Below are 12,904 nucleotides of genomic sequence, written 5' to 3' on the forward strand. Positions count from 1 at the left end.
TTGCAGGAGCTGCCATGCCGACGATCCGCCGTCTTTCGTTCATCGGACTCGAATATGCCTTCGCGCCGGAGAAGGCCTACGGCATGTCGCGCGGCGGCGGCTTCCGCCGCCACGGCGGTTTGGTCGAGGTCGAGACCGACGACGGCGTGACGGGAATCGGCGAGGCCTTCGGCAATCCTCATGTGACGCGGGAATATTTCCGCATGCTCGAGCCGATGTTCCTGGGCGGCAGCCTCTTCGATTTCGATCATGTCGAGGCGAGGGTGCGCAATGCGATCTATCACCTGGGTGTCGGCAACCAGCTCACCGCCTGTCTCGCAGGCATCAACGTCGCTCTGTGGGATGCGATCGCCCGTGGCTTCGGCGTGCGGGTCTGCGACCTGATCGGCGGCTGCGGCGCCACACGTTTCCCGGCCTATGCCTCGACCGGTTTCTTTTCCGACGATCCCGATCGCCAGCTCGAGCACATGATGGCGGAAGCGGCAGCCCATCCCTATGCCGGCGCCAAGATCAAGATCGGCCGCGGCATCCGAAGCGACGTCGAGCGTGTGAAGCTCGCGCGCGAGGCGCTGGGGCCCGACAAGCTGCTGCTGGTTGACATCAACGGTGCCTACACGGCCGACGTGGCGCTGGAATGCGCCCGAGCGATCGAGCCGTTCAACATCCATTGGATCGAGGAGCCGCTGCCGCCGGGCGATTTCCGCGGCTATGCCGAACTGCGGGCACGGTCGCCGATCGCGCTGGCGGCGGGCGAGGCGCACCATACGGTCCGCGACTTCCGCGCGCTGATCGACGGGCGCTGCATCGACATCGTGCAGCCCTCCATCCCCGGAGTCGGCGGCATCACCGAGGCCAAGCGCATCGTGGCGCTGGCGCACGCGCAGAACCTGCGGGTCGCGCCGCATGTCTGGGGCGGCGCCGTGGGCCTCGCCACGGCCTGCCACTTCCTGGCGGCGCTGCCCGCGACGCCGCACACCGGGTATCCGCCGTATCCCTCGATGCTGGAATACGACATGAGCGACAATGAACTGCGCACCAAGCTGCTCAAGACGCCCCTCAAGCTCGAAGCTGGCCACGTTGTGCTGCCGGAAGGTCCCGGCCTCGGCATCGAGCTGGATAGGGATGCCGTCGAACGCTACCGGGTGTGCTGATGGCGCCGGTCACGGTCGATCCGGACAAGGTTCGCGAGTTTGCGACGGAAGCCAGCTTCTACAAATGGCTGGGCAGGCATCACGACAGGGAAAGTGAAGTCTGGATCAAGATCCATAAAGTGAGGTCGGGTCTCGCGTCGATCACACCGAAGGAGGCGATCGACGTCATTCTGTGCTGGGGCTGGATCGACGGTATCCGCAAGGGTCTAGACGACAAGAGCTTCCTGCAGCGCTACACGCCGCGTGGCGCCAGGAGCGTCTGGAGCCAGATCAACGTCGACAATGTCGCCCGGCTGGTCGAGGAAGGCCGCATGACCGCGCACGGGCTGAAGCACGTGGAGGCGGCGAAGCAGGACGGCCGCTGGGATCGCGCCTACCGCGCCAAGGATTCGAAGCTGCCGGACGATCTGCAGGCTGCGGTCGATGCGGAGCCCGACGCGAAGGCGATGCTGGCGACGCTCAGCGCCCAGAACCGCTTTGCGCTGGCCTTCCGGACCGAGACCCTGAAGACCGAGGCCGGACGGAAGAAGAAGATCGCTTCCTTCGTCGAGATGCTGAAGCGCGGCGAGACGATCTATCCGCAGGGCAGGAAGAAGGCTTGAGCGTCGTCACCGTAATGTCGGGTCGAGCCGATCGCGAAGCCAGTCGCCGAGCAGGCTGATCGACAGCGTGGTCAGCACGATCGTGACGGCCGGGGCCAGCATGATCCACGGCGCGTGGCTGATATATTCGCGGCCATAGCCCACCATGTTGCCAAGCGACGCGAGCGGCGGCTGGACGCCGAGCCCCAGGAACGACAGGCCGCTCTCCAGCAGGATGATCTCGGGAAAGGTGAGCGTCATCGACACGATCAGGGTCGAGGCGATATTGGGCAGGATGTGCAGGCCGTAGATGCGGGCGGGGCTCGCGCCGAGCTGGCGGATCGCGGCGGCATAGCCCTGCTCGTTGGCGGCGAGCGTAAGGCCGCGCGAGATGCGGGCGTAGCGCTCCCAGGAATGGAAGCCCATCAAGCCGATGAACAGTGGCAGGCTGTTGCCGAGGAAGGCCAGCACCGACAGCGCGATGATCATGAAGGGCATGCTGGCCTGGAAGTCGATGGCCATCAGCACGATCTGTTCGACCCACTTGCGGAAGTGAGCGGCGAGAAAGCCCAGTGCCGTCCCGAGCGTCGCCGCGATGATCGTGCCGAAGAAGGCGATCAGCAGGCTCATGCGGATCGACATGATGAGCCGCGAGAGCACATCGCGGCCGAGTTCGTCGGTGCCCAGCAGATGGGCCCAGGTGCCGCCCATCAGGACCGGTGGCGCCAGCCGCGCCTTGAGGTCGAGCGCGGTGATGGAATAAGGCACGAGGAAATCCGCGCCCAGCGCCGTCACGATCATCAGGGCGAGCCAGGCCAGCGCCAGGGTGACGCCGAGCGGCAGGACGGGGAAACGGCGAAGGACGGCGGGAGCTGGCGCGCGTTCGGCGATGGCCATGCTGCTGCTCCTAGTGCGCCGCGGCCGTGCCGCGCACGCGCGGATCGAGCCAGCCATAGGCAAGGTCGACGGTGAGGTTGGCCATCACCATCCAGGCCGCGATCACCATCAGGATGGCCTGCACCACCGCGAGGTCACGGTTGGCCACGGCTGACACCAGCAGCCGGCCGACGCCGGGCCACGAGAAGACGCTTTCGACGACGACGGCGCCGGCCACCAGGCTGCCGACCATGAAACCGATGATGGTGACGGTCGGAATGGCGGCGTTGGGCAGCGCGTGCCGGGTCACGACGGCGTGCCAGGTCACGCCTTTCGCGGAAGCGGCGCGGATATAGGGTTGGCCCAGCACTTCGAGCATGGCCGAGCGTGTGAAGCGCGCCATGATCGCAGCCCCACCGGTCCCCAGCGTGATGATCGGCAGGATGGCGGAGGCAAGCCCGCTGCTGCCGCTGGCCGGCAGCCAGCCGAGCTGGACCGCGAACACCAGCACCAGCAGCAACGCCAGCACGAAGCTCGGCATGGTGAAGCCCGCGACCGAGGCCGCCATGGTCAGCCGGTCCGCCATCGAATTGCGATGCAGGGCGGCATAGATGCCGGCGGGAATGCCGAGGCCGATCTTGAGCGCCAGCGCCGGCATCGTAATGGCGAGGGTCGCCGGCACCCGTTCCATCACGAGGTCGATGGCGGGCCGCCCGTCGCGCATCGATTTGCCGAAATCGCCGGTGAGGGCGTGGCCGATATAGGACAGATACTGGTCCCAGATCGGCTGGTTCAGGCCCCAGGATTCGCGGAACGCCGCGATCGCCTCGGGCGGCGCGTCGACCGACATGATGAGGAGCGCCGGGTCGCCCGAAAGGCGCAGCACCACGAAGGCGAAGGTCATCACGAACAGGATAGTGAGGCCCGCACGCAGCAGGCGCGAGGTGGCGAACATCAGCATCAGGCGGCGACCTGCAGGGCGGGTTCTTGGATGCGGTGGCAGGCGACCACTCGACCATCGGCCGTGGGCTGCAAGGTCGGCGCCTCGACACGGCACTGGGCGGTCGCGAAGGGGCAGCGCGTATGGAAGGCGCAGCCGGTGGGTACGTTCACGGGATTGGGCGGATCGCCCTGCAGCAGCAGGCGCTCGCGCTTCGGCCCACCGCCGAAATCGACGGTCGGAATCGCCGCCACCAGTGCGCGCGTGTAGGGATGGGCCGGCGCGGCGAACAGGCTCTCGGCTTCGCCCTGCTCGACGATGCGACCGAGATACATGACAGCGACGTCGTGGCTCACCTGACGCACGACCTTGAGGTCGTGGCTGATGAACAGATAGGCGATGCCCAGCCGGTCCTGCAGGTCGAGCAGAAGGTTGACGACCTGCGCCTGGATGGAGACGTCGAGCGCCGAGATCGGCTCGTCGCAGACCAGCAGGTCCGGCTCCGTCATCAGGGCGCGCGCCAGCACCACCCGCTGGCGCTGGCCGCCCGACAGTTCGTGCGGATAGCGTTCGTACTGATGGCGCTGCAGGCCGACCGATTCCATTGCCGCCAGCGCGCGGTCACGTCGTTCCGCGGCAGTGGCCCGGCCGTGGATGACCAGCGGCTCCTCGATCTGCGTGCCGATCGGCAGGCGGCGGTCGAGTGCGCCCAGCGGATCCTGGTAGACCATCTGGATGTGCCGGCGCAGCCCGCGCCAGGCATGTGTGCCGACGGGCGGTAGCGTTTGTCCGCGATAGTGCACGGTGCCCGAGGTGGGCGGCACGAGTCCCAGCACGAGCTTGCCAGTCGTCGACTTGCCGCAGCCCGACTCGCCCACCAGGCCCAGGGTGCGGCCCGGCCGCAGCGCGAGCGACACGCCGTCGACGGCGCGCAGAACGGCCTTGGGTGCGAACAGACCCTGGCCGGCCCGCACGCGGTAGTGACGGCGCAGGTCGGTGGCCTGGAGAAGGGTGCTCATTCCGCCGCCTGCTTCTGCATCCAGGCGGAAGCACCCGGCTCGAGGCGTCTGTGACAGGCGGCAGCATGCCGGAAGCCGACGATGCGGGACGGTGGAGGCACCGACGCGCATCGCGTCTCGGCGACGGGGCAACGCGGTGCGAAGCGGCAGCCGGCGGGCATGTTGCCCGGTTCCGGCACGGTGCCCGGAATGGCGGCCAGCCGGCGGCGTGGGCCGGTGAGGGTGGGCAGCGCGGCCAGCAGGCCCTGCGTGTAGGGATGGCGCGCCGCACCGAACAGGTCGGTGCCGGGCGCTTCCTCGACGAGCCGGCCGGCATACATCACCGCCACGCGGTCGACATTCTCGGCGACGACGCCGAGGTCGTGGCTGATCAGCACCAGCGCCATGCCCGTGTCGTGCCGGATGTTGCCCAGCAGGGACAGAATCTGGGCCTGGATGGTGGCGTCGAGCGCCGTCGTGGGCTCGTCGGCGACCAGCAGGTCGGGCTCGCCGGCCAAGGCCATGGCGATCATGACCCGCTGGTTCAGCCCGCCAGAAAGAAGGTGCGGAAAATCGGACAGGCGCCGACGGGCATCGGCGATGCCGACCTGGTCGAGCAGGCGCAATGCCTCGGCCTCGGCGGCACGGCCGCTGAGGCCGCGATGCAGGCCGAGCGCCTCGACCAGCTGGCGGCCGATGCGATGGACCGGGTTGAGGCAGCTCGAGGGGTCCTGGAAGATCATGGCAATGCGCTTGCCGCGCACCTGTTCGAGATCGCTACGGGCGGCGCCGACCAGTTCCCTTCCGTCGAGGCGGACCGAGCCGGTGACCCGTGCCTTGGTCGGCAGGAGGCCGAGCGCGGCCAGCCAGGTCACGCTCTTGCCCGAGCCCGATTCGCCCACGATGCCCAGCGCCTCGCCGGGCGCGATCTCGAGGCTCACGCCATCGACGGCGCGCGAAGCCTGCGCGCCGCCCGCAAAATCGACCGTGAGGTCGCGTACCGTGACGAGGGGAGCCGTCATCGCGTCGCCCTCAGATCGAGAAGTTGGTGCTGCGGAACTCCATGGCGAAGGACGGCGAGGCCTTCCACTTGATGTCGCGGCGCTTGGCCGTGAAGGTCGCGTTCTGGTGCAGCACGGTGTAGGCGGGGTCTTCGCGCTCGCAGATCTCGAGCATGCGCTTGAACATCGCCTTGCGCTTGGACATGTCGGTCTCGACCTCCATCGCAACCGAAAGCCGGTTCATCTCCTCGTTGGTCCATTCGCCGACCTGCTGCTGCTGACCCTGCGGCCCATGCTGGGCAACGAGGGAAGAGATCGGATCGTTGAAGCCGGCGCTGTTGGACCAGTCGCGCACGGCGCGCGGGCTGTTGACGTCGAAGACCTGCTGCCAGTTCTCTTTCATCTCGATCTGTACGTTGAGGCCGGCCGCACGCCACATCTCGACCAGCACCTGCGCCGTCGACACCTGGTTGGTGTAGTAGTTGTTGAGCAGCCGGTACGGGATCGGATCGCCCTTGTAATTGGCTTCCTTGAGCAAGGCCTTGGCCTTGGCGAGATCGTAAGCCGGGACCGTCCAGTTCTCGATGAACATCGGGCCGTAGAATTCCCATTGCAGGCCGGCCGGCACGCGGGTGCGGCCCGACCACAACGCGTCGACGATCGCCTGACGATCGATCGCATGCGTGAAGGCCTGGCGGATGCGCGGGTCGGCGAGGCGTGGATGGTTCTTGTCGAACACCGTGATGCGGTGATTGACGATGGTGCTGCCCAGCACCTCGAATTTCGGGTTCTTCTCGATACCGGGGATCTGGTCCGGCGGCACGTCGCAGATGAAGTCGAACTGGCCGGCCAGCAGGCCGTTGATGCGGGTCGCGACCTCGGGCACCACCATGATGCGCACGCTCTTCAGTGGCGGGCGGCCACCCCAGTAGTCTTCATGCGCATCCAGGGTCAGGGACTGGTCGGGCACGAACTCGCGCACCTTGTAGGGGCCGGTCGAGACCGGCGCGCGCGCCCAGTCGAGCCAGCTCTTGGACTCCTCATAGGCGCGGCGCGAGACGATGTCGCTGCCGAGGCGCCCGATGCGGCCCTCCATGGTCACGTCGGGTGTACGGTTGACGAAGCGCACCGTGTACTTGTCGACGGCCTCGACTTTCTCCAGCGCCGGGAACAGGCGCTTGGCCACGGCCGGGACTTCCGGCGGCAGGTTCTTGCCCTGAACCGCATCGCGGATGAGGACCGAGGTGAACAGCGTCTTGTTCGAGGCGATGTCGTAGTCCGGCCCGAACATGCGGTCGCGGCTGAAGGTGAAGACCACGTCGTCGGCGGTCATCTCGTCGCCGTTATGGAACTTCACGCCCTTGCGCAGGGTGAACTCGACCGTGCGGTCGTCGATCCGCTTCCAGCTCTCGGCGAGGCCCGGCACTGCCTCCAGCTTCGCGAGCAGATTCTGCATGATCAGCCGCTCGAAGATGAAGGAGAAGACGCGCTGCCCGACATTGGACTGCTCGCGCAGCGGCTCCAGCGCGGCGCTATTGGCGATCTGTTGCACTGCGATGGTGATGCTGGGCCGGCGGTCGGCCTGGCTGAGGGCGATGCGCGGCAGGCCGAAACTGGTGGCGGCGAGACCGGATGCGGCGATCAAAGCGCGGCGGCGCAGAAACATGGTGTAAACCCCCTGGGCGACGAGGGCGGCACGCTAGGGCCCTTTCATGAATGCGAGGTTTCGGTTCGGTGACGCTTCGCTTGTTGCAGTGCGGGAGATCGTCCAGCGCTGGGCAAATGCGCCCCGGATTTGTGCATGTACTAGGAGAATAGTCTGGAGAGGCGTAGACTCAGCTCGGCAACTCGGGGAGAGAACATGCCTATTACCAATCGTCTCTACGCAGAATTTCTGGGAACAGCCTGGCTGGTACTCGGCGGATGCGGCAGTGCCGTGCTCGCCGCCGGCTTTCCGCAACTCGGCATCGGCTTCGCCGGCGTGGCGCTCGCCTTCGGCCTCACCGTCCTCACGATGGTCTACGCCGTGGGCGGCGTGTCGGGTGGTCATTTCAATCCGGCGGTGACCGTCGGCCTGGCCGTGGCGGGCCGTTTTCCCTTCAGCGAGGTCGTTCATTATGTGGTCGCGCAGGTGCTGGGCGGCATCGCAGGCGCCGCCATCCTCTATGTCATCGCGACCGGCAAGGCCGGGGCCGAGATCGGCAGCTTCGCGACCAACGGCTATGGCGATCATTCGCCTGGCAAGTACGGGTTCGTCTCCGCGCTGGTCATCGAAGTCGTCATGACTTTTGGCTTCGTGACCATCATCCTCGGCGCCACGGACAAGCGCGTCAGCCCGGCGGTGGCGGGCCTCGCGATCGGCCTCGCGCTCACGCTCATTCACCTGGTGACTATTCCGGTGACCAACACGTCCGTGAACCCCGCGCGCAGCACGGCGCCGGCGCTATTCGTCGGCGGCGCGGCCCTGTCGCAACTCTGGCTGTTCTGGGTGGCGCCGCTTCTCGGGGGCGCGATTGCCGGTGCTGCCTACGGATTGCTGCGCAGCAAGGACTGACGGGCCCCTCCGTGCGCTGTAGAGTGCGGCACAGCCCATGGCCAATGAAGGACAGTCCCGATGTTGTTCAAGAGATTCGCTCCGCTCGTGCTGGCGGGACTGATGCCGCTGGCGGCGGCCGCCCAGCAGAACGTCGAGGTGACGTTTCGGTTCAAGGAGAATCCCAACAGCATCTCGGGCTGCATCCAGCTCGATCCTTCCTTCACCCGCGAACATACGTTCAAGATCGCGAACGGCGAGGGTGAGCTGAAGTCGGCTGGCGGAATCGACGTGAAGATGAAGTCGATCCGCCCGAACGTCTATCAGGGGACCTTCAACCTCGGTCGCATGAACATCATCTATACCGCCGACCTCGGCGCCACGCCGCCGAGCCTGGTCGCGCAGAGCCAGGACGGTGGCTGCAAATGGAATGCCGTGAAGGCCTGACCTTGCGGCTTTTGCGATCGTCTGAAATTTGATGTCGGGGCGGCGGTCAATTCCGTTCAGCGTCACGATCCTGACGCTGATGGCCCTGGTCGTGGTACCGCTCACGAGCGTGCTGCTGTGGCTCGGCTGGCGCTCCGTCGACCTGCTCGAACAGCGTAGCGCGGACCAGAGGGTCGGCCATCTCGAATCGGCGGTGGAGGGTTTCCTCACCGACGGGCTGCATGTGGTGATTTCGGTCGGCCAGACCCTGGCCTTCGGACCGAGCTTCAACGCCACCGAGAATCCGGTGGTCGACGAGGAGCGTCGGCACCAGCTCGTCGCCATGCTGGATCGCCATCAGGCGGTGCAGTCGGCGTTCGTCGGTTATCAGGACGGCAGCTTCATCTATGCCGGGCGGCCGGACACGTTCACGATCGAGCAGCGGATCGAGCTGGACGCTCCGGACGGCGAGTCGATCATCGTGCGGGTGATCGAGGCGGGCGATCCTCCTCACAAGGAAACCTACTGGTTCTATATGCCGGACGGCAGTCACGGCCCCGCCCGGACCGCCACGACGACCTTCGATGCGCGTACCCGGCCCTGGTACGTCGACGCGATGAAGGCGAAGCAGGCGATCCTCACCGATCCCTATCGTTTCGTGCAGACCGCCGACGCCGGCATCTCCGCCGGCATTCCGCTGCGCACCGGCATCGGCGTCGTCGGCTTCGACTTCACGCTTCGGACGTTGTCGCAGCTTCTCACCGCCTACAAGATCACGGAAAATTCAGTGATCGTGGTGGGCCACTCCGGCGGCAGGGTCGAGATCGAGTCGGAACCCTGCGCGCCGACGCTGCCGGGCTGTCTTCCCGCCGACGCTCAGGTCCGGCAGATCCTGCACGAGGCCGTGGAGGAGGCGGTCGCAACCGACGCGAAGATCGACCGGCAGGTCGAGGCCGGTGGCCATGTCTATCGCGTGATCGTCCATCGCATGCCGCCTCTGCTGGGGCAGCGCTTCGTGATCGCCGCGGCGGTGCCGGTACGGGAACTGACGGCCGAGTCTCGGGTGCTGCTGCAGCGCGCCGCAATCGCCGCGGCCGTCGCCGTGGCGCTGGCTGCGATCGGCGCGCTGGCCGCGTCGCTGATCCTCTCGCGCTCGATCGCCCGCATCGCTCTCAAGACCGAGCGCATCCGCCAGCTCGATTTCTCCGACCAGCAGCCGGTGCACAGCCGCATCACCGAGATCGTCCGCCTGTCCGATGCGGTCGAGAACATGCGCGCAGGCCTGGAAATCTTCGGACGTTACGTCTCCAAGAATCTCGTGCAGCAGATCATGCGCTCGCCGGAGAGCAGCGGCATTGGCGGGACGCGCCGCGAGATCACCGTGATGTTCACCGACATCGAGGGTTTCTCGCTGCTCACGGAGACGATGGAACCGGAGCTCCTGACGAGCCGGCTGTCCCGTTATTTCGAAGCGCTCGGCTCGGCGATTTCGGCCAACCACGGCATGATCGACAAGTATATCGGCGACAGCATCATGGCCTTCTGGAATGCGCCCGAGACCGATCCGGAGCATATCGCCAACGCCTGTCGCGGCGCGCTGCAGGCCGCCGCGGCGGGCCGCGCGCTTTCTGAAAAATGGCGCGAGCGGGGACGGCCAGGCTTCCGCACGCGGTTCGGCCTGCATACCGGGCCGGCCGTGGTGGGCAATGTCGGCGCCCGCGAACGCATCAACTACACGCTGGTCGGCCAGGTCGCGAACCAGGCCTCGCGCCTCGAAGGCATGAACAAGGTTTACGGCACGGAGATTCTGGCGAGCGGCGAGATCGCCGGGCCGACCGCCGAGCTTTTCGTGTGGCGCCACATCGACCGCGTGGTCGCCGTGGGCACCACCGAAGCGCACGACGTCTACGAACCGATGGGCGAGGCCGCGAGCCGCGCCGAGCATGCGGCGTTTCTCGCCCAGTGGGAAAAGGCTCGCGAAGCCTATGTCGCGGCGCGCTTCGATGAGGCGCTGGTCGGCTTCCGGGCCGCGGCGGCGATGCGCGAGGAGGACCCACCCTGCCACGTCTTCATCGGACGCTGCGAGAGGTTCCTGCGCGAGGGTGTGCCAGCCGGTTGGGACGGCACCTGGCACATGGACCGGAAGTAGACTTCAGAAGCGGGCCGAGAGGCGTCCGCTGAAGACGTTCACCGGTCCACGCACGGCATTGTAGGCCGGATTGACGAGGAGCTGATAGTCGGCGGTAGCGACGACGCCCCTGGCGAGCTGGAAGGCATAGTAGGTCTCCACGACGGCTTCTGAGGCGTAGGTGAGGGCGCCGTCGCCGACCAGGACGCCGAGGCCGCCGGCGGCCAGGTAGTTGCTGTGGCTGGCCGAGAGGGCGTTGAGCGCGCCGGCGATGCCGATCCGGTCGTCGGGCCGGCCCCAGCCCGTTCCCTTGATCGAGGCGCCCAGCGAGATGCTGGTGTCGATGTCCGTGAAGGCCATGATCTCCGACGCGCCGTTGTTCCAGCTGAAGCGGCCGAACAGGCCGATCGCGTCGGTGATCTCCTGCTCGAGGTTGAGGTAGAGGCCGTACTTGGTGCGGCCGCGCCGTGTCTGGTCGATCGTGTCGTCGGCCGTCAGGCCGGGGGTGAGGGCGGCGAGCGCGACGGCCTCGTCGTAGGAGCCCGAGAAGGCGCGGTTCATCCAGGTGCCGAGGCGGACCGCGCCCGGCCGGTCGAACGGCCGGTAGCGTAGTTCGATCTCGCCGACATAGCCGCCGCGGACGAACAGGGCCGTATCGAACGTGTTGGCGTTGGGCTCGTTGCCCACGAGGAAATATCCTGCGCGCACGCTCCAGTTCGGTCGGTTGAGTTCGGCGGCAAAGCCCCAGGTGAGGCCCAGGCGATCGGCAGGATAGTCGAAGGCGCCCGAGGCCCAGATCGACCAGTTGAGAAAATCGACGCGCGGATCCTCGGCGTAGGTGTTGCCGTCGAACAGGTCCTTCACCGAAAACTTGCCGATCTGCAGCGTGACGCGGGAGACGTCGCGCTCGCCCGAAAGCTGGCCGTACTCGCTCTCCACCTTTTCGCGCTCGCCGCCGAGCCCGATTTCCTGGCGAAGGAACAGGCGCGAGGTGTTGTAGCGCGGGTAGGGGAAGTTCGACTTCTGCGCTTCGCCGTTGGGATAGCCGCCGGCACCCGTCGTGTTGGCGACGCCGAAGCCCTGCAGCAGTTCGGGATTGTAGTAGAGCTCGCCGCCCTGCCAGAGGCGCACGCCGAGGAAGGCCGAGACCGTCCAGGTCTCGCGGCTCTGTCCGTCCGCCGGCAGGCTGTTGGTGCCCGAATAAGCCGCGGCGATCGGTGGATAGCCCTGGAAGATGAAGGTCGTCTGGCCATGGATTTCCCACGAGCCCGGCCCACGATCGGGCTTGTCGTCCGGATCCTTGTCGGGGGTGCCGAATTTGTAGTTCAGGCCGAGCCGGACACGGTGAAGATCGTAGAGGGAATCGTAGCGCGACGGCGAGGCGAAGGTGAAGCCGTTCAGAGGCAGGCTGGTGTAGAGATATTCCGCGCGCGCCGACCACTTCGAATCCAATCGGTAGTCGACGCCGGCGCCCAGCACATAGCCTGCGCGGACATTGCCGGGCGTCGTGTCGTCGTTGCCCGTCGTGAGATCGATGCGTTCGGTGCGAACGCTCGCCCAGGCGATGCCGCCGGTCACGAAGGGGGTCCACCGGTCGATCGTGTAGCCGACGCGGCCGCGCAGGCTCGCCAGATACTCGAGCTGCTGGTTGGCCGTGGCCGTCGACGTCGCGCGATAGGACAGGACCTGCCCAAGGTCCTGCGCGCCGGGAAAGGACATGTCGAGTTCGAGGCCCAGCATAAGGCGGGACGGAAGGTTGTGCTCGTAGCCAGCCTGCACGCCACCGAAAATGGTGCCGTAGGGCGTGGTCCCTCCGGCGGTCGAACCGGGAACCGGGTCGGCGAAGGTGGCGGTGGCAGTGCCGAAGAGATAGCCGACATGTCCGCCGACATAGAAGCTCGAGCGCACCGATCCGGGCTCGTCCGCTCTGACGCCCGATGCCGCGAGCAGGATGGCTGCGAGCGCCGCCGTGCCCATCGCGATCGGGCTGCCTGTTTGTCTTGCGTGAGATGCTCGCCGGGTCGCCATCGGCCGCTCGATATCACGCGGATGGCGCTTTCGCCCTGCGACGATTAGAACCGGACGGTTACACCGAGGGTGAAAAACTTCGTGTTCAGCTCGTCGTAGGTCGTCCCCACGAGCAGGTCGAAATCGAACCTCGGATGGGCGGCCGGCGTGTAACGAAGGCCCATCTGGTTGCCGATCACGCCGGGCTGGCGGCCGAAGGCTTCCATCATCAGGGTGACATCCCAACCGACATCGACTTCGAC

12 protein-coding genes are annotated in these 12,904 nt (G+C 66.7%); 5 read left to right on the forward strand and 7 right to left on the reverse strand.

Features of this window, described 5'->3' with window-relative positions; all coding sequences use genetic code 11:
* Positions 1-14: 14 nt before the first annotated feature.
* On the forward strand, positions 15-1,151 hold the full coding sequence (locus ACT6UX_RS24695) for a mandelate racemase/muconate lactonizing enzyme family protein (RefSeq protein ID WP_444777807.1): 1,137 nt from the start codon (positions 15-17) through the stop codon (positions 1,149-1,151).
* The gene (locus tag ACT6UX_RS24700) at positions 1,151-1,753 is read left to right on the forward strand and encodes a YdeI/OmpD-associated family protein (RefSeq protein ID WP_444777808.1); all 603 of its coding nucleotides are present in this window, start codon (positions 1,151-1,153) and stop codon (positions 1,751-1,753) included. The genes ACT6UX_RS24695 and ACT6UX_RS24700 overlap by 1 nt, the downstream gene beginning before the upstream one ends.
* Before the next feature lie 6 nt (positions 1,754-1,759).
* On the opposite strand, the gene ACT6UX_RS24705 is transcribed toward ACT6UX_RS24700, so the two are convergent.
* The 5 genes from ACT6UX_RS24705 to ACT6UX_RS24725 are packed head-to-tail and all read right to left on the reverse strand — an operon-like array spanning position 1,760 to position 7,213.
* The gene (locus ACT6UX_RS24705) at positions 1,760-2,629 is read right to left on the reverse strand and encodes an ABC transporter permease (RefSeq protein WP_444777809.1); all 870 of its coding nucleotides are present in this window, start codon (positions 2,627-2,629) and stop codon (positions 1,760-1,762) included.
* Between the two features lie 10 nt (positions 2,630-2,639).
* Positions 2,640-3,569: an ABC transporter permease gene (locus ACT6UX_RS24710; protein ID WP_444777810.1), complete on the reverse strand. Its 930-nt coding sequence runs from the start codon at positions 3,567-3,569 to the stop codon at positions 2,640-2,642.
* On the reverse strand, positions 3,569-4,567 hold the full coding sequence (locus tag ACT6UX_RS24715) for an ABC transporter ATP-binding protein (RefSeq protein ID WP_444777811.1): 999 nt from the start codon (positions 4,565-4,567) through the stop codon (positions 3,569-3,571). Before ACT6UX_RS24715 ends, ACT6UX_RS24710 begins: the two co-directional genes overlap by 1 nt.
* Entirely contained in the window at positions 4,564-5,568 is a 1,005-nt protein-coding gene (locus tag ACT6UX_RS24720; protein WP_444777812.1) for an ABC transporter ATP-binding protein, read from the reverse strand. The genes ACT6UX_RS24715 and ACT6UX_RS24720 overlap by 4 nt, the downstream gene beginning before the upstream one ends.
* 10 nt (positions 5,569-5,578) lie before the next feature.
* Positions 5,579-7,213: an ABC transporter substrate-binding protein gene (locus ACT6UX_RS24725; RefSeq protein ID WP_444777813.1), complete on the reverse strand. Its 1,635-nt coding sequence runs from the start codon at positions 7,211-7,213 to the stop codon at positions 5,579-5,581.
* Positions 7,214-7,408: 195 nt separating this feature from the next.
* Here ACT6UX_RS24725 and aqpZ point away from each other — a divergent pair, with 195 nt between their 5' ends.
* Genes aqpZ through ACT6UX_RS24740 form a run of 3 tightly spaced genes read left to right on the forward strand, consistent with a single transcriptional unit; the run spans position 7,409 to position 10,655 of the window.
* Positions 7,409-8,101 carry an aquaporin Z gene (gene aqpZ, locus ACT6UX_RS24730; protein ID WP_444777814.1) on the forward strand — a complete coding sequence of 231 codons (693 nt, stop codon included), beginning with the start codon at positions 7,409-7,411 and terminating at the stop codon, positions 8,099-8,101.
* 60 nt (positions 8,102-8,161) lie between these two features.
* The gene (locus ACT6UX_RS24735; RefSeq protein ID WP_444777815.1) at positions 8,162-8,527 is read left to right on the forward strand and encodes a hypothetical protein; all 366 of its coding nucleotides are present in this window, start codon (positions 8,162-8,164) and stop codon (positions 8,525-8,527) included.
* A 31-nt stretch (positions 8,528-8,558) separates the two neighbouring features.
* On the forward strand, positions 8,559-10,655 hold the full coding sequence (locus tag ACT6UX_RS24740) for an adenylate/guanylate cyclase domain-containing protein (protein ID WP_444777816.1): 2,097 nt from the start codon (positions 8,559-8,561) through the stop codon (positions 10,653-10,655).
* 3 nt (positions 10,656-10,658) lie between these two features.
* On the opposite strand, the gene ACT6UX_RS24745 is transcribed toward ACT6UX_RS24740, so the two are convergent.
* Both ACT6UX_RS24745 and ACT6UX_RS24750 read right to left on the reverse strand, forming a co-directional pair.
* Positions 10,659-12,611 carry a carbohydrate porin gene (locus tag ACT6UX_RS24745; protein ID WP_444777817.1) on the reverse strand — a complete coding sequence of 651 codons (1,953 nt, stop codon included), beginning with the start codon at positions 12,609-12,611 and terminating at the stop codon, positions 10,659-10,661.
* A gap of 95 nt (positions 12,612-12,706) precedes the next feature.
* Positions 12,707-12,904 (reverse strand): hypothetical protein (locus tag ACT6UX_RS24750; protein WP_444777818.1); only part of this gene is annotated, 198 nt, incomplete at its 5' end.

The organism is Reyranella sp. (assembly GCF_052439685.1).
Classification (GTDB): domain Bacteria; phylum Pseudomonadota; class Alphaproteobacteria; order Reyranellales; family Reyranellaceae; genus Reyranella.